We start from the raw sequence: 25,450 nt of genomic DNA, 5'->3' as shown, positions 1-25,450 counted from the left end.
ATTTAGGAATAAAAATTATGTTGAATTGGTTGATTGAGCCTTTGGGATTCGAGTTTATGCGAAATGCGATCGCGATCGGTGTTCTCATTGGGATTTTATCGGCGGTAGTTGGAAGTTATCTAATCGTGCAGCATATGGGGCTTCTCGGTGATGTGGTTGCCCATGCAGTCTTACCTGGATTAGCGATCGCTTTTTATATTGGGATGGATATTTTTCTCGGTGCATTCATCGCAGGAACGATTAGTACCTTTGTCGTGGCTTGGATTCAGACCCATTCCAAAATTAAGGTTGATACGGCAATGGCATTAGTATTTTCAGGCTTTTTAGCCTTGGGCGTGATGTTGATTACTACCCTCAAAAGTAAATTAGATCTGCACAGCTTTCTATTTGGCGATATTTTAGGAGTTACTAGTGCTGATCTATGGCGAACTTTGATCATTGCGATCGCGGTTTTATTCTGTGTCGCCATCTTTTACCGCGAATTAATCTTCTATTGCTTCGATCCCTTAGCTGCCAAGGCAATGGGCTTACCCGTTCATTTCATTCACTTTGGGCTAATGGCAGGAATTACGCTCACGATCATTGCTAGTATGCAATCGGTCGGTGTAGTGCTAGTTGTCTCTCTACTCACTGGCCCCGCCGCAACTGCCTATCTATTAGTGAGAGAATTACATTTAATGATGGTTTTAGGGGCAATAATTGGGGTGATTGCAAGTGTCAGCGGGATGTACGTCAGCTATTATCAAAACGTTCCTTCGGGCAGTGCGATCGTGTTGATTATTTCAGGATTTTTCTTGTTAGCATTACTATTTAGCCCTTCGCAAGGGATTCTAACAAAGCGATCGATCACCCGACGGGCAAAGTCTTTGCTGAGCAAATATAGAAGTTAGATGGTACGAAATGCTACTTAACTCCTATCTCGCTCTAGCTAATCCTGTCGCAAAATCGTTCATACAACGATAGGCGCAACTAGTGTCTCTGAATTTGTACCGACTAAATGAGTTGTGGAGTTCCGTACAAATTTTGAAGCGATCGCCTCTTCAACTGGTAAATAATTCACAAATTTACTGATGATCGCATTAAAGCCCTATTAGTCAGAGAGGCGATCGCTAGGCGTTGATACAAAGCTTCAGTTGTTTGTAAAATAATGATCTAGTTATATTACTAACCGCAATCAAATATGAATAAAAAATAAGATTAGAATCTAAATTAGGTTAGAATTTTAGAAATAGTTTTCTATGATTTCGATAAGCTGCAAATAGTAGAATTTCATTCATGACTGATTACCACATTGCTCGACCAGAAGAAAAAGCGTTAATCGATCGCATCACTAAGGCGATCGCACAACCAGAAGCATCTCCAATGATGTTTTATGTTTGGGGGATCGGGGGTGTGGGTAAGTCTACGATATTGAATAAGACTCAGGAAAAGTTAGAGGAGCAGTACAAAAATAAAGTTCACTTTACTAAATTTTCCTTCGCGACATTCACGGAAACGCCTCTTGACGTGATGGTGAAGCTGCATGAAAATTTGCCGCAACTTGGACTTTCGCAAAAAGACGTAAAAGATCTACTCCCAAAATCTAATCTCGATCCTTTTGCAGAGAAGTATAAAACTTACAAAGAAACTCTTAACGCTTTGCTATCTGAACCTATTGATAAAGGGGGGGCGATTAATCCAGAACAAATAGGTCTAGCTAAACAAGTTGCTAAACTTGCACTCAATGCATTAGGTGTTGCAGGCTCAGCAGCCATGACAATGGGGATCAATACACCTTTGTCATCATTAGTATCTTCGGTGACATCGACTACGGTAAGTAATGTGGCGGATACAGCCGTTGATGGTGCTGTTACAGTTTTATCGCTCAAGGATAATTTGCTGGCAAAGCATAGGGCGACCCAAAAGGCGGAAATACAGGAATTGATGCTAGAGCCTTTACCTAAGCTCACTCAAGCTTTTGTCGAGACTTTGGTAAACCATGCTAAGCGAGTTCCAGTTGTGCTGATTGTGGATACCTATGAGAAGGTTTCGCCAGATGTCGATCGCTGGTTGCGGGAGGTGTTGCTACAAAACAAAGAACTGAAAAATAGCAAAGTCCGCATATTGATGGCGGGACGGTTTCAATTGTTCAAAAAAGATGGTTGGAAAGAATTATCTAGGGAGTCTAAGTTAGTTCAGGAAACTCCATTAAAGATATTTGAAAAGGAGCAGACAAAGAGCTATTTAGAGAAAATTGGTGTTTCTGACAGAAGAGATATTGAGAAACTGAATAAACTTACTAAAGGGTTGCCATTTTACTTAGACCTTATCAGAAAGAAAAAAGAAGATGGTGAGCCAATTAATTTTACTGAGGAAATTTCTGAACGTTTATTTAAGGGTTTGACTGAACAGCAAAAAAGTTTGTTGCAGTTAGCGGCTTGTTGTCGCTGGTTCGATAAGCCTTTGCTACAGAAATTAGTGGCTTGTCGAGATCTTGATTTTGTAACTGGTGTCGATCCTAACTTGAATTGCTTTGAGTGGCTGAAAGGTTATGACCTTGTTGACTTTGTGGAAGATAGTAACTACAGATACTGTCTAAAGGATGTGGCAAGAGATGTAATTCGGCAGTCTCTTCATGGCAATAGTGCTAACGAGTTTCGGAATATACATTCACAATTACAAAAATATTTTGAGGAATTAGCAGATCGGGAAGTACCGCCCAATTTATATGAATCGGAGAAATATGAGAATGAAATTTGGTGTAGATATACAGCCGAGTCTATTTACCACGCATTTTTCAATTTGCGCCGTGATGAATGTAAGCAATATTTCTTAAATCACTTTTTTGCTTCTCGCTTCTTCAATCAAATTTCAGTTGTAATCGCTCCTTTTACCGCAATCCTCTCTGAAGCAGAAGTTTCTGAGAACATACTCTTACATCAAGAAAACAAAAGATTTTTAGAAGATATCAAGCGCTTGATACCTTTTGGTTGGCTTATCATGAATTCTCCGCCAAGTCCTAAAGTGGAAGTTAATGACGCTGTGCTGCCAAAAGCTTTACTAGAAACCATAGAAAATGGGATAGAAAAATGTTTTGAACAAATTGATTCTCTTTCTGATGGAGTCGCCAAATGGACTGCTTTAATGAGCAAGTCTTGGCGTTGTCGCTCAGGTCAAGAATTAGATGTGCTGAAACAAGCTGAACAGCAGGCTAATTTGCTTGAAAACAAAATAAACCCCGACGCTTTTAGTAAAGTTTTCTTTGAAGTTGCAAATTCTTACATTTCACTAAAGAAATACGAAGAAGCGATCACTGCCTATGACAAAGCCTTGCAAATCAAACCTGACTTACTCGAAGCATGGAACCTCCGAGGCATTGCGCTAAGACAATTAGACAGAAGTGAAGAAGCGATCACATCCTATGACAAAGCTTTGAAAATCAAGCCTGATTGCCACGAAGCATGGAATTTCCGAGGCATTGCGCTAATTAATTTAGGAAGAAACGAAGAAGCGCTCATATCCTATGACAAAGCCTTGCAATTAAAACCTGACTTACTCGAAGCATGGAATTTACGAGGCATTGCGCTAAGTAATTTAGGAAGAAATGAAGAAGCGATCGCCGCCTATGACAAAGCCTTAAAACTCAAACCTGACTATCACGAAGCTTTTCGAGGTCGAGGTATTTCGCTGACAAGACTCGGACAATATGACAAGGCTCTAACTGACTTTAATCAAGCTATAGAATCAGATCCCAATGATTTACAATCCCGAATTAATCGTGGTGTTTTGTTTGCTTGGATGGGACGATATGCAGAAGGAACAGAAGCTTGTGATGGAATCTTACAAAATAATCCTAATCATGTTGATGCTCTCTATGGCAAAGCTTGCTGCTATGCCCTGCAAAAAAATATTGATGACTCCATAAAATATCTAACTTTAGCAATTGATCGAGAAGCTGATGAGACTAAAAAGCGGGCAAAAGAAGATCCAGAATTTGATGGAATTAGAGATGATGATCGCTTTCAAGAATTAGTTAGCGGTTAATAGTTACCGTATAGATTTAAAGTGACTGAGTTTGCAAAACCATAAAATGTAGAAAAATCTAACAATCCTATGAAACAGACAAAACTACCAAAATCTAAAAAGAAAAGCTTCTCTAGCTTCGATCTTGCCTCGGCATATAAACAGCTAGGAATCAAAACTTTAACCCATTGGAACTTACCAGACATAGCGATCGCCCCTAGTGAATTTTTTATCAAAAGATTGGAACGCTTGCATCGCAACTTCGATCTACGGAGTTATGAAGAATCCAAAAAGCTTCTAATCGATGCCTTTTGTGAAGAAGCAATGGATAGCAGCGACAAGCTGAAAATATGGAAAGGAGGAAAAATAGAAAGCGATATTTTAGTTGGCAATGCCGATTATCTAATTGCCCCTAGACAGGACTATTTAGATACCCCATTCCTATGTATTGTCGAAGCCAAACGTGACGACTTTGAGCAAGGTCTAGCTCAGTGCCTAGTAGAAATGCAAGCCTGCCAATGGGAAAATCGGCAAGCAAATAAAGAGATTGATGTGTTGGGAATTGTCACTAATGGGCAAGGCTGGATATTTTATAAACTAGCGATCGCAGGAGAAGTCTATGAAACAGGAATGTATGCTGCCGATGATACGGATAAGACATTAGGGGCTTTACATTCAGTCTTTCAAGAGTGTGAAAGCAATTTGTAAATCATGGGCGATCGCCTCTCATCAATTAAAATCAGAAAACAAATATGCGATATCCATAGACCAATAAACTCATGAACGAATTGCGCGATCGCATCCATATAACTTTATGTGTTTTGGTGATACTTTTAAGGTGCAAGTCATTGTAAAGGCGATCGCATTGCTCCCGCACTGACTAAATCAACAATTAGATCATCATTCAGTAGTTAGTTTTGCGATCGCTTTGCATTGATTTTTCGCTAAGGCGTTTTCAATTGAAATGCGGTGTACTTGCCACCCAATCCTTCAACAATCGTGCGAGTATTTGCAATCAACATCCCAGCATAGGTTTCAGCTTCACTGCCTTTTGCTCCCAAACCATCGGCATAGAGTTCGCGTTCCGAAACTTTGACATTAGCTTCCTTCGCAACAGTCGTAATCAATTTCGGATTGATTGATACTTCCGCAAAGATGGTGGGAACCTTGCTAGTTTTAATCACCTCAACGAGTTCTTTAACTCTAGTTGGTGTTGGTTGCTCCTCAGTGCTAATTCCATTTAAAGCACCTTCAACGGGAATGCCATAGGCTTTGGCATAATAGCCAAGGGCATCATGAGTCGTGACCAGCTTGCGTGAACCTTCAGGAATTGTGGCGATTTGCGCTTTGATCCAAGTATCGATTTGTTCGAGTTCGCTGACGATTTTGGCGGTGTTTTTAGCATAGGTTTCCGCTTGATCGGGGCGGAGCGTACTCAAGCTTTTGCTGATGGACTGAGTAATTTTGATGCCATTCTGGGCATTGTTCCAAACATGGGGATCGGCTTCTTTTTCAGCTTTTTTATCAGATTTTTCAGATGTAGCATCTTTTTTTTCTTCTTTATCATGAGCATGGTCATGTGCTTCTTCAGACATCAAGGGACTTGGCACAGCAACCTCGTTAACCGCTATTTTGGGCGCTGTATTAGAACTAGCTTGAATTAATTTGATCAGACTTGGCTCAAAGTCATAACCACCATAGAGAACTAACTTTGCCGAGTCGATCGCTTTACGATCATCGGGCTTAGGTTGATAAAGATGAGGATCTGTCCCCGCTTCGATCAGACATTTCAGATCAATCGTATCGCCTGCAATTTGCTTAGCCAAGGCACATGCTACAGAGTTTGTCGCCACGACTAGAGGAAAGCTTTCTGTTTTTGCTGGAGATGTGGCTGCGGTCGTAGTAGCTGCTGTAGTCGTAGTCGTCTCGGTGGGAGTGGTAACAGTACAAGCAGTAACGCTGCTAGCGATCGCGATTACTACCGCCGCCGAATAAATTCTAAATCCTTTGCTCGAAGATCTTTTGGAGCCTACCTTTGAGGATGTTTTTGTAGATGTATTTAAGCGCATTTTTGAGTTTTGCTAAAATAATGATAATCATTATCATAATACCTTTGAGCAAAAAATATAACAATGTAGGGTTTGCTTAGGACATAAAGCCCAAAAGACAAGTGGCTGCGCTTCGCGCAGTCACTCGTCTTTTGGGCTTTATGTAAGCTATAAAATCAAGCTCAGTAAGAGCAATCAACACCAGTGCAAAGTCTTGTAAACCAATTTTTCGCAATTACTCTTAGGGCAAAGTCATGACCTAATGTGCCACCTGTGATTGCATAGCGCAATGCAAATTCTAGACTTGGGTTGTATTGATCTCTCACGATTGGGCGCAATCGCTTTAAATCAAAGACTGGAATTTTAAAATCGTTAGGAAGCTCCTTCGCCTCCCATAATTCCTTGAGTGCAGTCCATCGGTGATGTCCAGAATCTAGCATCATTTTGGTAGGAGATTTGCGATCGCAAATCATCAAGCTCACAAGGGGAATTCCCTTCCATCCATTTATTAATATGCTGGACTTATATGTACTTACTAAATCTGGGCTATCTACACCACCCTTGCCATATTGACTAAACGCATTAAAAAAGTCCTCAGGGGTAAACCAATAGGCAGCAGCCAACATCTTTTTAACTGTTGTAACAGCATGTAATTTCTGCTCTTCTGAGAACTTATTCTCATGTTCAACTCGAAAATATTCCCATTGAAAATCATCCCAATCTGCTGTTTTTAAGTCTGATAGCCCACCATCAAAATCAAAGGCTTCAATTTGTGGGTCTTGTCTAGCCTCAATAGCCTCAGTCTTAGAAACTACTTCAATATTGGCAACAGCTTGTTTTTGCTTTGAGGTTGATGATTGTTTCTTATTTTGCCATTCAATGAAAGCCTGATCCGCTAAAACTGCGTTAACCCGTTCAATGCTATAGAGTCTAATCGGAGCCGCACTTTTGCTTTTGGGATTGCTCTGAGTCATGTCGCATTCACCCAAAAACTTTTTGATCGACGGGTCAGTAAAACCATGCAACTCTTTGAGTTCTTTAGAAGATATATATTCTGTCTCTGTAATTGCAATAGCCACTTTATCAACCTCTGCTTATCGTTATTTTCTTTACAGCAACAACTGCTGAAACAAAAAAAATATTTTATCCCTTTTGCAAGAAAAAGGACGTAGCTCGTGAGACTTACCGCAATTTTCGAGCAACCGAACCACAATAAACTTTTTGAAAGTGTTGCTTTGCAACACTTTCAAAAAGTTTATTGGTTTGGGTTTAAGCGTAAAGCGCTGTAACAGCAATTCTCATTATGAAACTAATTTGAGGGGGAGGGACGCAGTCTCTCCCCCTCAAATTGGTTTTGATGAAATTACGTCGTCGGCGTAATTTCATCAAAACCAATTTTTATTATGCTATTATTAAAAACATAAGGGATCGTAAGGGTTTCGACGTGTTAGTAGAAGCTATCCTTTGATGCAGGTCGAGAGCGAATTATCTCTCGTAAATCAATGATTCAAACAAGTACATGCGAACAACATTGTATCTTTCTCTCGTAAAGCAGCTCCTGTAGCCGCCTAAGAACCTTTTCGGTTTCGAGGTGTGATGTATGACTCCGTTAAATATGTCACTCCAACCCCCAACGGATGCTGCTTATAACTTTCTCTGGTAGGTTATTTGCTCAAGACTTTATCAGTGCATCTTTGGTTACTAGAGATAATTAGTAATTCCCTCCGTGAGGATCAAATCGGATAAACCTGTGAATGACTGGGAGGTTAGGCGCTAGTGCGGACGGCAGTTCGACTCTGCCCGATTCCATTAACCTAATAAAAAAAGGCACTTGCAAAGCAAGTGCCTTTTTTATATCTGTCTCCAAGTGTAATATTCCATAAAACCCAATAACTAATTGACGGCGCGAAGCGCCGTCAATTAGTTATTGGGTTTTGATTTTGTCCTAAAACAAGCAGCGACCACATTTCACCATTGCAACAACTGTAATTCATAGTGATCAAAATCTTTATCCTTGATATAACCAAGCGATTCATACAGAGATTGAGCTGCAATATTAGAAATTTGTGTTGATAAAGCAAGTCGGATTGCCCCTGTTTCCCGTGCAAATTGCTCAGCCTCACTCATCAGCCGTTTTGCAATTCCCCGCTTTCGGTAGGGTTCATCTACAAACAAATCATTCAAAATCCAAATCCGCTTCATCGACACAGAGGAAAAGCTAGGATAAAGTTGGGTAAATCCAACCACGCGATCGCAATCACGAGCTATAAGGACAGCAGAATCTTGATTTTGAAACCTTTCCTGAAGAAACTTTGCAGCAGCGTCGAGATCTGAAGACTGATTGTAAAAAACACGATATTGGTCAAACAGTCTAGAAACTTCGCCAAGATGCTCAAGACTAGCTAGACTAATCTCCATCTCTATCTCCTCAAAACTCACAACAATCTATATTTATAGCAAATTGCTAAGAAATACTAAGGACTAGCCAAGAAGTGCATAAACAAATATTCACAAATCCTCAATATCTAAAGCAGATAATTCTCCTATCTTGCTTGCCTGCGCTTGTCGGTATGTGGTTTGTGCAGATGATTCCGACATGGGAAATAGTCCAGCCGATCGCTATATTGATATTTTTTATCCTGACGATAGTTTTTGCATTCAGGTGGCGATCGCAGACTGCACCTAGCCAGAGAATCAAGCTATTTCGCCCATTTATCTTTTTCCCATTTTTAGCAATTTTCGTTTTAGTTTCACCACTACTGTACTTTCTCTTAACATTTAGATTTGATTACGGCTACGTTGCTACATACCAATTTCAAGGGCTACCCACGACTCTATATATTTATGAAACTTCCTGTTTCTTAGATGGTCGTTGTTTAAAATATAGTGCCACCGACATCAAGATTAGGGTTGGGATTTTGCCAATCATGACAAATCTTATATCTTGTCCTTGCTTATTTAATAAACCTTATCTTCAAGGCGATATTGCAACTTTTACAATTGAGAAAAGCCGTGACAAATCCAAGGTTGCTGTCTCTATAGACATGAGAAATGGCAAATTACTCTGACAAAAGAAATAAGACAATTATCATAAGGAATGAACGTAACCGTGGGAATTAAGTGTCCTAGTAAAAGTGTGGATTTCATCCTAATTTCATTTTCTTGAAGTAAAATAGAAATAGAACGTTAGGGAAAATCTATGAACTCTAAAGATGCTCAAAACTCTGCCAGAGAAAATCAGACCAGTCCCAAAAAATATCAGGCTTTGCTCTTGGGTATTGCTAGTATTTTGGTCGGTAGCACTGCCGTTGCGATCGCGGCAACTAATGTTGTCCAAGCAGAACAAACGTCACGTCTAGTTATTAGTCAGATGATGCCTCAGCAAGGCATGATGATGCATGGCATGATGGCAGGAGAGCAAACCAATCGCCACTTCATCGAAATGATGATTCCTCACCATGAAGGTGCTGTGCAAATGGCAGATCTCGCTCTCAAACTGTCTAAACGTCCTGAGATAAAAAAACTTGCAGAATCGATCAAGAGCGATCAAACTCGCGAAATTGTGCAAATGAAATCTTGGTATAAGCAATGGTATGGCACAGAAGTTCCAATTGCTACAACCATGAATCATGGCAACATGGAGCATCGTGGCATGATGGGAATGAAAAAGCCAATACTAACCAAGAAGCCTATGGGAATGCAGAATATGATGGCAGTTGATCTTAATGCCCTCAAAAATGCTCCTGATTTTGACAAGGCTTTTATCGAAGAGATGATTCCCCATCACAAAATGGCGCTGATGATGTCCAGCATGATCATTGACAGCGATCGCTCTGAGATGAGAACGCTATCTTATGCGATCGTTAAAGCTCAGAGCACCGAAATTGAGCAGATGCGTCAGTGGCATCAAAATTGGTATAAATAGCCAGATACAAGCACTTGTTGATGTATTAAACCTTTTCTTATACCAATTTTCAAAATGGCGTTGCCATTTTGAAAATTGGTATTGTCAAAATATTTTCTCGCCTTATCACCTGAGTCTCAAATATGTTCCATATTGTAAAACATCGAATTGCCACCCTGATACTAATAGTCACTGCGGCTACAAGTGGCGGCTTGACAGCTTGCACAGCGAATAATTCTGCATCAGTGCCTGTTGCTACTCCAACGGCTCCGCCGACAAAAGCAGCAGAAAATCCATCGCCAATGCAGAATTCAAATGGCATGATGTCCCATGGCATGTCTCATAGTTCGATGGATTTAGGTGTTGCTGATGCTGATTATGACTTGCGCTTTATCGATGGAATGACACCACATCATCAAGGTGCGATCGCGATGGCAGAGGATGTCTTAAAAAATTCCCAGCGTCCTGAATTAAAGAAGCTAGCACAGGAAATCATTCAAGCACAAAAGAAAGAAATCGCGCAGATGGCAGAATGGCGCAAAGCGTGGTATCCCACAGCAGGTGAGAAGTTAATGATGTGGCACGCTGAGTCTAATCACATGATGGCAATGACTCCCGAATTTCGCCGCAATATGATGATGAGTGTGGACTTGGGACGTGCTGACGATAAATTTGATTTACGGTTTCTAGATGCGATGATTCCCCATCATGAGGGTGCTTTAGTGATGGCAAAAGATGCGATCGCTAAGTCCAAACGCCCTGAAATTCAAAAAATGGCGCAAGAAATCCTCAGCTCTCAACAAGCTGAAATCGATCAAATGAAACAATTGCGCAAATGATGACAAAAAACAAAAAGAGAGTTGCGCCGCAACTCTCTTTTTGCTTTTTGTCGATCCCCCGTAATTCGTAATTCGTAATTGCCTTTAAATTTTCGGAGACTTCAGAACAGCTAGAAGAATTACCCACCAAGGGACGCGAAGATCTGGGATGAACTTCGCTTTGGTCTTGAGATTAGGTATACCTTGAGGCAATAAAAATCTGAGGGAACGCAAAGAAGCAGGACGATATGCATCTTCATCAACTACTCCGTAACGCTTCGCGAGTTCGGCAACAATCTGGACTTTACCAGTTCGCCGCATTAGATCTGCGTCTTTACACATTGCTGCAATTACTCTGCCAACAAACAATGGTGTTTCCCAGTTAAATTTATCTGCGATCGCGGCAACACCAAGATTTGGATCAGTACCTTTAATGCTTCCATCAGCCAACTGATGAAATTGTTCAGTGCCGACAATGCCTGGCCAAAGAGAAATCGAAGCAATATTAAAAGGCTTCAGTTCGACTGCCATATCTCCCGCAAGGCGATCGCAGCCAGATTTTCCAGTTCCATAGGCGACTCCAAAGATTGGTGCTAATCCACCCCAAGAAGATATCGTAATGATTGTGCCTTGTTTGCGTTGGGTCATCATCTTCGCGGCAAAATGACTTGCCACATAGTGACTTCTCAATCCGACTGCATTACAAGCATCCCAGAGACTGACATCAGTTTCCCAAAAGGGTTTACCTTTTGCTTCGATTAGCGATCGCACTCCACCATAGGCATTATTTACCAAGATATCTAATTGTCCGTTTTGCTCTCTTCTAATTTGCTCAAATAGAGTTTTAATCTGTTCATCATCGCTGTGATCGGTGGGAACTGCGATACAAGTTCCTCCTGCTTTTTCTACTGCGCATTTGGTATCTAATAAATCTCCTGACAGAGTGGCTGTTGGATTATTGTTATTTAGACTGCGCCCAGTGATATAAACTAGCGCTCCAGCTTCGCCCAACCCAATGGCGATACCTTTTCCAATTCCTCGCGATGCTCCTGTTACTAGCGCAACTTTACCATTCAAATTTTCTGTCATGAAAAATTGTCTCCAATGTTCTCTACAAGAGAGTTTGTCTAATAGGCGATCGCACTCATTCTATTTGATTATGCTAGTTTATCCAGTCTGGGAATCCAACTTATCAAGTAGTTTTAAACCTTGCTTTGGAGCCTTTGCTGAAATTGGGTGATGATTTCAGGAGTTAGTTCTTTTTCTGGCTCAACGGTTTCTCGTTCTGCTAATGCTATGTCTATTTCAGTGGGAGACGCCGTTCCTAGCTTTTGCAAAAGGTTAGTGAAGTCTGATTGTTGTTGATTAGTTTCTTTTTTGGAAATTGGTTGAATGATGTAATTTATGGAGGATTGACGAGTTAGAGCGTAGACAATGTATTGATTTAGTGAGACTCCTTCGCTCTCCGCTAAATCAATCAGTTGTTGGTGTAATGTATCTGGTAAGCGTAGGGCTAATCGGCTCATGGTTCAGTTCCTATTGATGCTAGTTTGACAATTAGTTGTGATGGAGTCATTACTTGCTAGCCTAACATTTGACTGTCACTACCTGTAGCATTGGAGGTATTGATGAGGTGTTCGAGCAACAATGCACAAAACTTTTGGAAAAAGAGCTAAGGATTTTCTTCAAACATTGCTTCTAAATTACGATCGCCACTAATCACTCGCATGATTTCTATGTCTTTAGGCTCTGCGAAGTCTTGCTCTGAGCTGATTAATAGCTGTTTCGCCATCAACGCCTTCTCCGCGATCGAGTTCTGCGGCGGCTATGTCGATTTTGTTGCGGACTTCTTCGACCCAGCGATCGTAATGGTTACGTTTTGCCAGAAGTTGCAATGCTTCGGCAATTACTTCAGTGGCGCTGGTGTAGCGTCCTGTGGCAAGCTGGGTTTGAATGAATTGCTCTTGTTCGGATTGGAGGGTGATAGGCATAGGTTTAGTTGGTGTGATGGTTATATCGATTATATCTTCATATCTAGTGTTGGGATTAGTGGTGAGATGACTGTGCTGTAGACATTGTAGACATCCGTAGGGGCTGAGCATTCCCACGACAATTTTTAAATTCTCAGGTTCCCTTACTTTGGGAATGCTCAGCCCAAGCCCTGACAACGCAGGGATAAGCGATCACTGAAAGCGTGGAGGGTTCTGCATTTGCGAATGGAGGTTTATGTGATGTGTTGGGAAATGGTCACGCAAATGCAAAACCCCTACAAATTTTTTCTTTTTACCTTTTTACTTGATTTGTGTGTGGAGTTGGGATTGGTGGAAAGATAGTCGTGGAGTTTCGCGCAACCAATGATTAATAGGCGATGTTTTCACCAAGGATTACCGATAATTGTAAAACCTGACCAATAATATGGATGTGAAAAACTCGTTGGAGTAGGAAGCAGTTCGTCAATTCCAAAAACGCTTTTTTTTGTTTTTAAAGTATTTCTTAATAACGAAATTTGTGCTTGACGGAGTGCTTCAGATTTTGTTGGTGCAGTTTTTAATTGTTTATAAAACTCTGTCATTAAATCTACTGTACTACGAAGATCAGTGTACCAGAAACTTGCCATCACGGATTTAACTCCTAGCTGAATAGCATTTCCCGCAAGACCATACCTAGTTATAATTCCATTTTCCTTTTTATTCCCTACTATGGCTTGACCAACATTAAGTACTAACAATTCTATTGGAGGCTGTTCTAGCGATAAATCCTGTAGTTGATTTTGATTTACTTTTCTATCCCACATTAGAAAAAATGATTCTTGTTTTGATTCAATATATTGACCTTGAGAAGCTATATGAACTACTTGAAAAAACTTTTTTTGCCTTCGAGATCTAAAGTTTTCTATAGTAAAGTCCTCATTCAGCAAAAGATCTACATTCTCTTTCGCTACAGCTTGAATATTTATTATTTCTTCTTCCAATTCTGACAGTCCTCTCAATCCATCTCTAGTTTTTGACAAACCAACTGCCAATACGTTTGCATTTTTGAGGTCTGTATGACGAGTATCAGTTAATGTCAGACCAGGCATAATTCCAATACTATAGGTCTCAACCAAGAAGCTTTTCCCATCATGAAGTGCTGCTAAAGGGATAGCTCTTAAAGAGGAGCTATCAGTAATGAAAACAAGATTATTAATTTTCTGCTTTTGCAATTGAACGTTGATAGGGTTAATTAAAATTTTGTATAGTTTTTGTGCAGGTTCCAAGTGGTCAAAAGATAAAGGATCTTGGAGGCTAGAACGAAAATCGCCAATTGTTTTAACAAGATCTTTTTCCTTAATAGATATTTGTTCTGATACTTGACCTTGGGCTGTGATCATTAAAATCCCAAGAGTGTCATTCGCTTTGCCATTACTTCCAGAATTGATGAAGCTAATATAAATTATCGCAGGGCGTTGTCCAGTCTCGCGCTCAATTCTAGCTGGAGTATCTCCAACACTTTCAATAATTGCTTGCTGAGCCAACCTCATTTGATTGCGTGCCTGCTCAAATTTAACACTTAACTTTGAAAATTCGATTGCCTTTTTTACAATCTCTGACTGAATCTTTTGCTGCTCAAATTGAGCTGATTGTTGCTCCTGTTTTGCCTGAGACACTTTTACTTCAGCTTCTTCTACCTCTTTGTTAGCCTGATCTAATTTCTCTTTAGATTCACTAGCAGAGATCTCTTGATTTTTCTTGGCACTTGCTAAACTTAACTTGGCTTCCTCATATTGACGATTTGCTATGTCTAATTGCGATTGGGCAAGTTTCCCTTTTTTCTCTGCTATTTGTTTTTGAGTATTTGCATCCCTCACCGCCAGTTCTGCTTGTTGTTGTGTTTTTGATGCTTCCTGTGTAGCTTTATCTGCTTTCTGAGTTTCATTGTCTGCTCTCTGAGTTGCACTGCTAACAAACAGATTAGCGACAATACTAATTGATAAAGCTGATGCTAATGTAGTAATAAGAATTATGGAACCAAAGCGAATCTTCTTAGCAGTACTTTGTTGTGCCTCTACCATTAGACGATTTGACTCTTCCGCACTTTCTCTTGCCTCACGCTCAGCTTCAGCCAAAATCAAATTTGCTTGCTCGGCTGTTTCCCTTGCTAAAAGCTCTGATGCTAATGATCGCGCGATCGCCTGTTTCTCCACTTCCCGACTATCACGCAAAAACTGATCATCCTCATCACTCAACCTTTTCCCCTTAGCCCAAGCCTCCGCATCTACCAACGCCTGACCCCGCAATAAAAATGACTCCTTCTGCTCATCACTCTCCTGCCATGCCAGAAAAGCCGAACCATAAAAACTTGGACGCAAATCCCCCAACGCTCGACTTACCCATGCCTGATTAAACACCGCCCCATAAATCTGATTGTAAACAATCAACCGCCGATCTCGCTTCACCACTAAACCAGTTAACCGCAACTGCATCTGGTCATAACTCTCATCCGCAAGGATTCCCGAAGAGATCCCCCCTCCCCCCCTTGTAAAGGAGGGCTTTTCAAATTCTTCTTCTGAAGAGAGCGCTAACAGGAACTCTTCTCCCCCCTTTCCTAAGGGGGGCTGGGGGGGATCACCATCCAAAACCTGCTGATACAAACCCAAAAGCCGCCCCCTTCCTCTCTCATCACTCTGCAAAATCCTATCTCTAATCGTCTTCAAATGTGCGGGAATATCCTGCGCTTCCCAATTCTCAATTACCTTCTCATTCACGATCGCACTTACAAGCTCAACAGGCGATCGCCCCAAATCATCTGCCGCCGCAATAAGAGTCAAAAGCTTTTGTGTCAGAAAAGGTTGCCCACCCGTCCAATCCAAGATTGTAGCCAAAACCGCTACTGGATCGCTAACCTGATTGCCTAAACCTCGCGCCAAAGGTTCCGCCTCTTGCAGCGTAAACCCACTCATCTCCACCGCATGACCAATATTAAACGCCGAACTTCCCTTACCACGGATCAAATCCGCAGGTGTAGCCACTCCCAAAAAAGTAAAGGTCAACCGCTTATATTCAGGCTTCTCCGCACGACGTTCATACAGAGAGCGAATCAAAATAAAGAAACCATCCGTATCAAATTTGAGGCTGAGCAGGTTATCAACTTCTTCAATAAAAATTGCGATTTGACTAGGGATACTTGGTAATAGAACCTGCTCAATGAAATAGTCAAAACGTTCCACTACCGAAATCGATTGAGCATCAAGCTCCTTCCACCATTTCGGAAAGTCGATCGCAGTTTCTAAATGCAAATCGCCAATCAAGCGTTTGATTGTCCCTGCATACCATTGATCCTCGCGCAAGGTTGTTCCCCTTGTCTGCGGATCGATCACCGCACAGGCAAAACCCTCCTCTTGCAACTTTTGCATCGTGCGTACCCGCAAACTCGATTTGCCCATCTGTCGCGAGTTAAACACAAAGCAATATTCACTATTTTTGAGACGTTCCAGCAATTCGCGATCGCACTGTCGTTCCACATAGGCAGTATTGTCAATCGGCAAGCTCCCGCCAACTTGATATTGGAAATTGTTAGACATTTAACTACCTCCTAAGCGATCGCGAAAATACAACTTATACAGCAAACATCGTGGTGTGACATTATTATCAATCCGCGATACTAAGCCCTGACTATCGAGCTTAAAACTGATCTCCGATCGCAAACGCACTGGTACATCGGCAGCCACCACCTTCTGCATCGCCTCACCCAGTTCGGGATAGTCCTCCAGAGTTTTGAGATGCCCCATCAGGTAACTGCTGTAAATTCCTGCCTCAGTAGGCGCAGTCCGCAAAAAGTCTGTCAAAGTAATATCTCGCGAGGCAATCCGATAGAGCGCCGATCGCACTAAGTAGGGATGTCCGCCAATCAATTCCATAAATTGCTGAAGCTCCTCGTCTGACCAAATCAGCTTATGATGCTTGACTAGTTCTCGCACTTGCTCCGTTGTAAATTCGCTTAGTTCTACAGGAAAGCCCACATTAAACGGAGATTGATTGATGTCTCTTTGAGCATAGGGTTCTTGAGAATGGACAATAATCAGGCGCAGCTTACCCCATAACGGATGACTGCGCGATCGCTCATACCAGCCGCGCAACAAACCACAAAAATCTGTCTCGATTTCGGGATAGCTAAACACGCGATCGAAATTATCAATGGCGATCGCTAGCGGTTGCTCATTTCCTTCTAATAAATATTTCTCGAAATAGTCTGTACAGTTGTCATTTGCGCCAAAAATATCATCCCAATATTCTTCTGTTTTAACGCGAACGCCTAAAGCTTTCCCAACCGAGGCGCAGAACCACTGCATAAACTTTTCAGGATCTGCAAAGATTTTCTGATTGGTTTGCTCCAGATTTAAAATCGCCGTGCGATAGCCTAAAAACTCAGCATGATTGATAATTCGCGCCATTAACGAAGACTTGCCCATACGGTGCGGCGACTTAATCCGCAACAGAGATCCTGCTTTCTTGATTTCTTCATAACAACGCGGTTCATATCCCGATTGGATATAAAACTGCGAATCGATCGCCACCTGTCCTTCCGTCGATTCCAAGGTGATCGCATTATTTTCAGCATTTTCGCTTGATGAATTTTGCTGAGGCATTGTAATAATCGTGGTTGAATCATCAAAAAGCGATCGCAAAGTCGCCAACATCTCGTTAGCTGTGGCATAGCGATCGCGAAAATTCAACCTAATTGCTTTGTCTAGAAATCCTACAAATGCGGGGCTAAAATTATCTGCATAGCGCTGCCATGATAATTCCCCAGTTTGAGGATCGGTATCTAATTCAGAACTTAATTTTCCTGTTAACAAAAAAATCGCCGTTAAGCCCAAGCTATATAGATCACTGGCAAATCCCACCCGACCGATCGCCTGTTCTGATGGCATAAATGTGGGCGTACCAATCACCACTGAGCAAGTGACATCTCCTTGAGCCGTCATCGCTGTTGCCAATGTTGCCTTGACTGCCCCAAAGTCAATTAATACTGGCAAGCGATCGCGATTTCGCAAAATAATATTTTCAGGCTTAATATCACGATGAATAATCCCTTTTTCATGGATATAACCCAATGTCGGCAATAGATCTAGCAAGATCCGTTTTACCTTAGTCTCTGTCAAGCATCCTTCAGAATGCACAATATCGCTTAGATCTTTGCCATCAATCCATTCTTGAACAAGATAAAACTCGTTATCCTCGCAAAATGAAGCATAAAGCTCTGGCACAAGTCCGTTATCTTTGCCCAATGCCTCTAGCGTCGCTGCTTCTCGTTGAAAGCGATCGCGCACAATTTTATAAATATCAGGATTATCTGCGATCGCCTTGAGTTGCTTAATCACACAAATTCGACGCGAGGGCATTTGTGTATCTTCTGCCAAAAAAGTTTGACCGAATCCACCTGAACCAAGCACACGCAAAACTTGATAACGATTAGACAGTAGAGTAGTCATGGGTATTGCAAGCTCTCAGCTTTAGTCTAGTCTTGAGCTTATTTGTGGGCTTGTCAACAAAAAAAAAGAGGATGCGCTTAGCGCATCCTCTTTTTTCAAGAATTAGTCAGAAGGAGGGCTGACTTGTTCTTTGAAGGACTTACCAGCAGAGAAGGCAGGAACCTTAGTTGCAGGGATTTCCATCTTTTCGCCAGTCTTAGGGTTGCGACCTTCGCGGGCTTTGCGATCGCGAGCTTCAAAGGAGCCAAATCCAACCAAAGTTACTTTGTCTCCGCCAGCTACAGTATCGATGATTACTTCAAGCGTTGCAGAAAGAACTTCGTCGGCAGTCTTTTTATTGACTGACAAGCCCTTTTCGGTAGCTTTTTTAGCAATAGCATCAACTAGTTCACCTTTGTTCATAGGTTTCCCCTTATATATAGAGATGATTTGTGAGTATGAGTTTAATGTCAAAGAAATATTTGTGCGATCGCTTTTTGTGGAAGCCGCACTGACTATGACTTCTGTTTGATCATTCTAATAGCAACTTGCCACTTGTGTATATACACAACGATTAATTTGTAGGGATTTGAGCAGTTTTTTTTAAATACTTATTGCCACAATTCTTTGCTGAAGCCCTGAAAAGCTCTGGCTGCAAGCATTTCAGGATTTTGTTTTTAAGTCGAATTAGTGTAACGCATACAGGGCAAGCACTTCACAAAAGTTCAAGTTTTTCTGATAAATTCCTGAGTTTTGAGGACATGCCCCACCAGAATGACTATCAAAAAGAACGCAATGCATTCCTTTCGATGGATTCTTCCGTACTTTGTTGGCTATGATTCAAAATTCTGGTTTTTGATCGAGATAATATTGTTAATACTTCTTATTAAAACTCAAGAAGCGCAATGCTGCGCTTCTTGAGTTTTACAGCAATTTCTGATCAAATCACAAGAAATTTTTTGAAAGTTTGGCTTCGCCAAACTTTTAAAAATTTTTTTGGTTCGGGTTTGAGATCAGAGTGCTGTCAGACTGGCGAAAGCTATAAGCTGTTCGCAAGCAAAATTTGCAATTCCTATCCAACTCCTACAATATGCAGTCATCTACACCAGCCAGTACCTCAGGACTAACTCGTCAATCCCCCTTAATAATTGCGCCATTTTTCCTTTGGGGGACAGCAATGGTGGTGATGAAAGCATTATTGCCTGAGACTAGCCCGATGTTCATGGCGACTGTACGTTTGATTCCCGCAGGAATATTGCTGGTTTTAGGCGCGGCTTATTTTGGTAGGAAGCAGCCCAAAGGTTGGCAAGCTTGGTTATGGATTATTTTGTTTGCATTAGTCGATGGCACGATGTTTCAAGGTTTTTTGGCGCAAGGCTTAGTGCGGACTAATGCGGGGCTTGGCTCATTACTGATCGATTCTCAACCCCTCGCAGTGGCGGTGATGGCTGCGGTTTTATACAAAGAGAGAATTGGAATTGGGGCAACGCTTGGATTATTTGTGGGCATAGCGGGAATTGGGCTAATTGGGTTGCCATCAGAATTGATGACAGCTTTACTAGAAGGCGATTTTGCCACAGTTTTAGAAGCGGGAGTATTTACTCTCGGTGAGTGGTTTATGTTGGGCGCATCATTATCAATGGCGATCGGTACGATTTTGATTCGTCCTGTGGTGCGCTACGCAGATCCCGTTATGGCAACTGGTTGGCACATGATTATAGGTGGGTTGCCTTTATTATTTCTATCCACCCAAATCGAGCAGAATCAATGGCAAGACTTGAGTGCTTGGGGTTGGCTGGGGATGGCATATATGGCAGTTATGGGTAGTGCGATCGCCTATGGATTATTTTTCTTTTTTGCCTCTTCAGGAAGTTTGACTACCTTGAGCGCTTTGACCTTCTCGACACCAGTCTTTGCTCTCATGTTTAGCAGCCTTTTTTTGGGTGAGCACTTGACGCTGGTGCAATGGATTGGCGTAATTTTGACCTTGAGCAGCATATATCTTGTCAGTATGCGCGGAGCAGGACAAGATAGTAATGACGAACAAAATGATCATGATGAGTTAGAAGTGTCTGCTAGCACGATGCTGCCAGCTGCTGAACAAGTCGTAATTAATTCGGTTTTGCCAGTTTTACAAAATCCTGTCAATGAATCCCGAATGCGTGAATAAATACTGATAGACATATGCCCACTTTATATACTGCAATTACCAACCACGGTTTTGGTCATGCCACGCGCACTGCGGCTGTCCTTGCTGATCTGCAACAGCGATCGCCTGATATTAAATTAATTATTGCGACGACGGCTCCGCGTTGGTTATTGGAAGAATATATCGAAGGAGACTTTGTTTATCATCCGCGTGTGTTTGATGTGGGCGTAATTCAGCTTGATAGCTTACAAGTCGATCGCGAGGCAACTTTTGACGCATGGCAACAGATTCGCGAACAGCAAGCAGATTTGATCGAAGCTGAAGTCAAGTTTCTCCAAGAAAATCAAGTTGATCTAATATTCGGTGATATTCCGCCAATGGTTGCGGAGATCGCTAAAGCTGCCAAAATTCCTTGTTGGATGGCAGGAAATTTTGGCTGGGATTTTATTTATCGCGATTGGGGGGGCAAGTTTATGGAAATGGCCGATCGCCTATCAGAAACTTACGGTCATTGCGATCGCCTATTTCGCTTACCCTTTGCGGAACCAATGGCGTGTTTTCCCAATATTGAAGATGTGGGGCTAACTGGCGCTAAGCCTAAATATTCGGCGGAATATTTACTTGATAAATTTAATTTAGATAGCGATCGCCCTACAGCTCTGCTTACTTTTGGGGGGCTAAGCCTGCAATCAATTCCTTACCAAAATCTTGCCAACTTTCCCGATTGGCAATTTGTCACCTTTGATCGCGATGCCCCAGATTTGCCAAATCTGACTAAAGCTAATTGTGATCGGCTCCGTCCTGTCGATCTGATGGTGGTATGCGATCGGCTCGTCACCAAACCAGGGTATGGCACATTAGCTGAAGCTTTGCGCGTTGGTATTCCGATGGTTTGTCTCACTCGTGAGGGCTTTTTAGAAGCAGAGACTTTGATTGCTGGGGTGAAAAACTACGCCGAGCATTTGATTATTTCGCCTCAAGAGTTTTATGAAGGTGACTGGTCATTTCTAAATGTGCCACCTCAAGCCCCAGACTTGGTAAATGCAGATCGACTAGATATGCATGGTGAGGTAGCTATTAATCAAGCGATTTGTGAATACTTAGGAACTAAAACCAAATAGTTGTTGCGGCGGTCTATGCTCGCTTCAACAACTATAGCTACAGTCATACCAAAACACAAAATGGCTTAGCCATTTTGTGTTTTTAAAACCCTTACTGGGTTTGGTTTTTAATTCACGGAAGTGTTGCCACACTTTTGTGAATTGGTATCACTTGTCTTAGGGCAAATCAACCCCCAAGAAGTGATTGGCGGCGCAAAGCGCCGCCAATCACTTCTTGGGGGTTATGTCCTAGTACACTTGGCGACAGCTATATTTGGTTTTAAAAATTAATTAAATTTACGCTGTGGGTTTTGACTTGGTTGTTTTGATACACTTGGGATCGATTGTCAGCGTAAACTAAAACTCTCTGGTGCTGAGGAATCGACAAATATGGAAATCGATCAATGCTACAAACTTCTAGGTTTGACATCTAACGCAACCTTAGAAGATGTCAATAAAGCTTATAAAGTGCTGGCTTTGCAGTGGCATCCCGATCGCATTCCAAGAGAGAATGTGCAACAGCAACTCCAAGCTCAAGAAAAACTTAAAGAGATTAACCACGCAAGGGATAGTTTACGCAAGGCAGCTGAACAGAAAGTATCCAATTCCCAAGCTAAACATTCTCATCACACTTCCCATCAAACTGGAAACCAAAGTAATCGGCAATATCACCAACACCAAACTAGATATCAAAGTAAGTACCAGAGCGCCCAGCAAAGCACATACCAAGCGCAACAACAAACTTCTGAACATTCTTCTGAACGTTATCGTCCCCATCAATCGCAATATCAATCTCAGTCTTACCAATCCTATCAGTCTTACCAATCTGCACAGTCCCGCCAACAAACCAGCAAGCAAGCCAATCCTCAGCCAGAGACGCATAGTAAAACCTATGAATCTACTCAAGCTGCACAAAAGCCCCAAAAGCCTGACTTAACTGGAGCCGATTTTAGGGGGGCGAATCTGCGCGAAAAATATTTAGAGGGGCGTAATCTTAGCTATGCCAATCTTAGTAATGCTGACTTGACTGATGCTTTCTTGCATCGCGTCAATTTCCAAGGCGCAAACCTGCAAGGTGCAAATTTGTTTCGGGCAAATCTATTTCAAGCCAATTTACAAAATGCAGATCTACGCGGCGCTAATTTAATTGGTGCAGATTTAAGTGGTGCAGATTTAAGCGGTGCAGATTTAAGCGGTGCAAAAGTTGGGTTTGGCGAAAAAGTTATGGTCAAACTAACGAATGTCAATTTCAAAGGGGCAACGATGCCTAATGGTTCAGTTCACTCATAAGAAAAGCCTTGCAAAGCAAGGCTTTTCAAAAAAAAGAGAGTTGCGGCGCTCTGCGCCGCAACTCTCTTTTGGGATTTAAATTTGTATTATTGCGTAAAAAATAAAATAGCGGGCATCGCTAAGTTTTAGTTAGCAATCCACGCTATAGAGGAATTATCCGAGACATTTCAATACACTAGCGATAAAAAATCGAGCAAACATCAGCAAAATAGCTTGACTTGAAGCTGTCGCTAGAGCTAGTGAAAACAAAAAAATACGAGAGACTCCGCTTCCCACTGCCTTTCATAATTTTTTTGACTGGACAATAGCGATGAATCAAAAAAAGCAACTATTTCCTTGAAACTACTCACATACACTCAGGTAAAAGAGGTATATATAGCTCACAAAATTAATGTGTATATATTGTAATTTGCGATCGCAAATCTTATCAATAATCGAGTAACTATCCCACTTATACCGATAGTGATCAAAGTTTTGGCTGAATTTTTTTGTCAAATTAGATACTAATAGTTTTATCTCTTTCTCAAGGATGATTTATGATCCCCACTAATATCGTAGTTTAAAAACGGCTGCTACTTTATAAATTAATTTTAAATCTCACATATTAAGTATCTTGAATTTCAAATTTATCTATGTTAACTACTAATTTATTTTTTTATCCCTACTAAATAAGCATTGTAAAAGTTGCTTATTTTTCAGCTATTGCCTAAAAAACATCTTTGTTGCTTAACATCTAAAAACTATGTCTACATCATCTGCTCTTTGGGCGATTCCTCTGGTTTCGCTTATTTCTGGTGCGTCTTCACCAACAATTGTAAGTGACACTTTTAATCAACCAATTAGTTATAATTCTCCCATAACTAATCAAGATAAATCTTTTGAAAGTAATTATTTATTAGCATCCAAAAACAATAAACATGTGATCGAATTTCGGTCAAAATCTGCCGACGAATGGATGATTATGGTGAATAACCAACCAGCATTTTGGGTTAAAGATTTGCCTAAAGCATTAATCACTGCGGCTCAACTTTCCATTACGATGAATGCTACAGACTTTGATCCAAATCACCTAGAAGTTGTAGTCTTAAATGGTGAATATATTGGTAAATACAAAGATACGATCCTATTTAAAATTCCTAAGTCAGAGTATGTTAACCCTTCGCTAAAACTGACGCAATGGATTAATAACTTGAGGGTTAGTGCAGGTGCAGAGCCACTAACTTTAGTAGAAGCTCAAAAACAAATGCATCAATTAGCTACGACTGATGAACAGATTGATGGCATTGCTTCTTGGTATGGGCCCTATTTTCAAGGGAGGCAGACGGCTTCAGGTGAGCAATTTGAACAGCAAGATTTCACTGCGGCTCATCCTAGTTTACCCTTTGACACTTATCTCAAAGTTACTAACCAGCAAAATGGGAAGTCAGTAGTAGTAAGAATTAACGATCGCGGTCCCTATGTAGGTGATCGCAATCTTGATTTGTCCCATGCAGCTGCGATCGCACTTAATAGCGATGAAGCGGGCGTTGTGCCAATCACGGCAACAGTATTGGTGTCGAACAATTAGATAGAAAAACGTTGCTCCGCCTTTTTATCTATCGTAAGTTTTCGGTACGAGTACCAATATCAAGAAACTGAATTAGTTTCACAGGATCGGCATTAAACATAAATGCTTTAGCGTCAGGTGTGATTTTATAGCCTTCTTTTTCAGCTGCTTTCTGGGCAGCATAGGGAAGAGGGCTAGATAGATCAAACATTAAACGAGCATATGGGTCACTCAATACTTCTGCTGTATTTGGGAAAGATACAGGTTGTGTATATTCTGCGGAGAGATGGATGTTATAAAGCAGAACTGAACCGTCAGAAGTACTCAATTTTTTGAGGTTAATCGCTTCTTCTGTCGGGTCTCCATCTGTAGATTCGCCATCGGTAATATTGATAATCGTCGGTGGATAGCTATTAGGGTGTTTCTCAATCCAGTCCTCTAGCAAAATTCGCGCTAGTGCAAATACGCTGCACATGGCTGTTCCACCACTAGCGATCGGCTTAAACCAAATGGGAAAGTCATTGTAGACTTCAACTAAACCGCCCATACCATCAGGTAGTTTTTGAGCGCGTTTTTCTAATTCAGACGGATTTTCATATATTTTGCCGATTGGAGCGATCGCGTTCTCACCAGCAATCCCATTCAGAGCTGATGAAACTTCACTGTTGTAACCAATTACGCCAACATCAAAGTAATCGTAAATTTCGTTACCCTTGACGCATCGTTGCCCAAGTGAATCCAGCAAGCGATTTACCGCATCAGCAACTGCTTGTGCTTTCTGAATCGATTCACTAGTCTTATGTAAGCTTTCATTTGCACCTTTCGCTGTCCCCTTGCTCGCACTATCGTTAGAAAATGCATCCGCCATTGATCCAGATTGATCGATGAGGAATAGGAAACAACTAGGTTGACGGCGACTGATTTCTGCTGAGTAAGGCATATTAAACTTACCCGATTCCTTATTTTTATGTTATGTCTCAAGAATTAAGTTCAGTCTAGCAAAGGTAAGCTCAATAAAAAACTTCCTGATAGAAATTCAGCTATTTAACTTAAGCGATCGGTAACTCTGAATGATGTCATCTTCTTGCGGAGTATCTTAAAAAAAAGCTTTGCAACCAAACCTGAACTAACAAATTCTTTAAA

The 25,450-nt window shown here is 41.3% G+C and carries 20 protein-coding genes and 1 other RNA gene; 11 read left to right on the top strand and 10 right to left on the bottom strand.

The window, feature by feature from the left end; all coding sequences use genetic code 11:
* Positions 1 to 17 precede the first annotated feature (17 nt).
* From CQ839_RS13350 to CQ839_RS13340, 3 genes are all read left to right on the top strand, one after another.
* On the top strand, positions 18 to 890 hold the full coding sequence (locus tag CQ839_RS13350) for a metal ABC transporter permease (RefSeq protein ID WP_103668776.1): 873 nt from the start codon (positions 18 to 20) through the stop codon (positions 888 to 890).
* 385 nt (positions 891 to 1,275) lie between these two features.
* Positions 1,276 to 4,023, top strand: a complete 2,748-nt coding sequence (locus CQ839_RS13345) for a tetratricopeptide repeat protein (RefSeq protein WP_103668775.1) — start codon at positions 1,276 to 1,278, stop codon at positions 4,021 to 4,023.
* 69 nt (positions 4,024 to 4,092) lie between these two features.
* Positions 4,093 to 4,710 carry a hypothetical protein gene (locus CQ839_RS13340; RefSeq protein ID WP_103668774.1) on the top strand — a complete coding sequence of 206 codons (618 nt, stop codon included), beginning with the start codon at positions 4,093 to 4,095 and terminating at the stop codon, positions 4,708 to 4,710.
* Positions 4,711 to 4,946: 236 nt separating this feature from the next.
* Here the strand turns inward: CQ839_RS13340 and CQ839_RS13335 are convergent, their stop codons facing one another.
* Complete coding sequence (locus CQ839_RS13335; protein ID WP_103668773.1) at positions 4,947 to 6,071, bottom strand: metal ABC transporter solute-binding protein, Zn/Mn family; 1,125 nt, start codon at positions 6,069 to 6,071, stop codon at positions 4,947 to 4,949.
* Between the two features lie 161 nt (positions 6,072 to 6,232).
* Entirely contained in the window at positions 6,233 to 7,129 is an 897-nt protein-coding gene (locus CQ839_RS13330; RefSeq protein WP_103668772.1) for a hypothetical protein, read from the bottom strand.
* Between the two features lie 345 nt (positions 7,130 to 7,474).
* On the opposite strand from CQ839_RS13330, the gene ssrA reads away from it, so the two are divergent.
* Positions 7,475 to 7,862: a transfer-messenger RNA gene (gene ssrA / locus CQ839_RS13325) on the top strand.
* Between the two features lie 156 nt (positions 7,863 to 8,018).
* Here ssrA and CQ839_RS13320 read toward each other — a convergent pair.
* The gene (locus CQ839_RS13320; RefSeq protein ID WP_103668771.1) at positions 8,019 to 8,468 is read right to left on the bottom strand and encodes a GNAT family N-acetyltransferase; all 450 of its coding nucleotides are present in this window, start codon (positions 8,466 to 8,468) and stop codon (positions 8,019 to 8,021) included.
* A 74-nt stretch (positions 8,469 to 8,542) separates the two neighbouring features.
* Here CQ839_RS13320 and CQ839_RS13315 point away from each other — a divergent pair, with 74 nt between their 5' ends.
* The 3 genes from CQ839_RS13315 to CQ839_RS13305 all read left to right on the top strand — a co-directional run bounded on the left by CQ839_RS13315 (position 8,543) and on the right by CQ839_RS13305 (position 10,793).
* On the top strand, positions 8,543 to 9,118 hold the full coding sequence (locus CQ839_RS13315) for a hypothetical protein (RefSeq protein WP_103668770.1): 576 nt from the start codon (positions 8,543 to 8,545) through the stop codon (positions 9,116 to 9,118).
* A 131-nt stretch (positions 9,119 to 9,249) separates the two neighbouring features.
* Entirely contained in the window at positions 9,250 to 9,975 is a 726-nt protein-coding gene (locus CQ839_RS13310) for a DUF305 domain-containing protein (RefSeq protein ID WP_103668769.1), read from the top strand.
* A gap of 122 nt (positions 9,976 to 10,097) precedes the next feature.
* The gene (locus tag CQ839_RS13305) at positions 10,098 to 10,793 is read left to right on the top strand and encodes a DUF305 domain-containing protein (protein WP_103668768.1); all 696 of its coding nucleotides are present in this window, start codon (positions 10,098 to 10,100) and stop codon (positions 10,791 to 10,793) included.
* A gap of 84 nt (positions 10,794 to 10,877) precedes the next feature.
* Here the strand turns inward: CQ839_RS13305 and CQ839_RS13300 are convergent, their stop codons facing one another.
* The 6 genes from CQ839_RS13300 to CQ839_RS13275 form a co-directional block, all read right to left on the bottom strand.
* Positions 10,878 to 11,861, bottom strand: coding sequence for an SDR family NAD(P)-dependent oxidoreductase (locus CQ839_RS13300; RefSeq protein WP_103668767.1), 984 nt, complete (start codon positions 11,859 to 11,861; stop codon positions 10,878 to 10,880).
* A gap of 113 nt (positions 11,862 to 11,974) precedes the next feature.
* Positions 11,975 to 12,298, bottom strand: a complete 324-nt coding sequence (locus CQ839_RS13295) for a YlcI/YnfO family protein (protein WP_103668766.1) — start codon at positions 12,296 to 12,298, stop codon at positions 11,975 to 11,977.
* A gap of 216 nt (positions 12,299 to 12,514) precedes the next feature.
* Positions 12,515 to 12,940, bottom strand: coding sequence for a type II toxin-antitoxin system ParD family antitoxin (locus CQ839_RS25710; RefSeq protein ID WP_258040730.1), 426 nt, complete (start codon positions 12,938 to 12,940; stop codon positions 12,515 to 12,517).
* Between the two features lie 206 nt (positions 12,941 to 13,146).
* A complete protein-coding gene (locus CQ839_RS13285; RefSeq protein WP_103668764.1) occupies positions 13,147 to 16,332 on the bottom strand; it encodes a CHAT domain-containing protein in 3,186 nt (1,061 codons plus the stop codon).
* Positions 16,333 to 18,243 carry an AAA-like domain-containing protein gene (locus CQ839_RS13280; protein WP_103668763.1) on the bottom strand — a complete coding sequence of 637 codons (1,911 nt, stop codon included), beginning with the start codon at positions 18,241 to 18,243 and terminating at the stop codon, positions 16,333 to 16,335. It lies immediately after the preceding gene.
* Between the two features lie 102 nt (positions 18,244 to 18,345).
* Positions 18,346 to 18,645 (bottom strand): HU family DNA-binding protein, encoded by a 300-nt coding sequence (locus tag CQ839_RS13275; RefSeq protein WP_103668762.1) that lies wholly within the window; start codon positions 18,643 to 18,645, stop codon positions 18,346 to 18,348.
* A gap of 667 nt (positions 18,646 to 19,312) precedes the next feature.
* Here CQ839_RS13275 and CQ839_RS13270 point away from each other — a divergent pair.
* The 4 genes from CQ839_RS13270 to CQ839_RS13255 all read left to right on the top strand — a co-directional run bounded on the left by CQ839_RS13270 (position 19,313) and on the right by CQ839_RS13255 (position 24,328).
* Positions 19,313 to 20,392, top strand: coding sequence for a DMT family transporter (locus CQ839_RS13270; RefSeq protein WP_103668761.1), 1,080 nt, complete (start codon positions 19,313 to 19,315; stop codon positions 20,390 to 20,392).
* Between the two features lie 14 nt (positions 20,393 to 20,406).
* Positions 20,407 to 21,492: a glycosyl transferase gene (locus CQ839_RS13265; protein ID WP_103668760.1), complete on the top strand. Its 1,086-nt coding sequence runs from the start codon at positions 20,407 to 20,409 to the stop codon at positions 21,490 to 21,492.
* A 369-nt stretch (positions 21,493 to 21,861) separates the two neighbouring features.
* Positions 21,862 to 22,761 (top strand): pentapeptide repeat-containing protein, encoded by a 900-nt coding sequence (locus CQ839_RS13260; protein ID WP_103668759.1) that lies wholly within the window; start codon positions 21,862 to 21,864, stop codon positions 22,759 to 22,761.
* 742 nt (positions 22,762 to 23,503) lie between these two features.
* Complete coding sequence (locus tag CQ839_RS13255; protein WP_103668758.1) at positions 23,504 to 24,328, top strand: septal ring lytic transglycosylase RlpA family protein; 825 nt, start codon at positions 23,504 to 23,506, stop codon at positions 24,326 to 24,328.
* A 28-nt stretch (positions 24,329 to 24,356) separates the two neighbouring features.
* Here CQ839_RS13255 and CQ839_RS13250 read toward each other — a convergent pair whose 3' ends face one another.
* Positions 24,357 to 25,247: a vWA domain-containing protein gene (locus tag CQ839_RS13250; RefSeq protein WP_103668757.1), complete on the bottom strand. Its 891-nt coding sequence runs from the start codon at positions 25,245 to 25,247 to the stop codon at positions 24,357 to 24,359.
* Positions 25,248 to 25,450 lie beyond the last annotated feature (203 nt).

Origin of the sequence: Pseudanabaena sp. BC1403 (genome assembly GCF_002914585.1) — a bacterium.
Taxonomy (GTDB): Bacteria; Cyanobacteriota; Cyanobacteriia; order Pseudanabaenales; family Pseudanabaenaceae; genus Pseudanabaena.
This window is presented reverse-complemented; position numbering and strand designations above follow the sequence as displayed.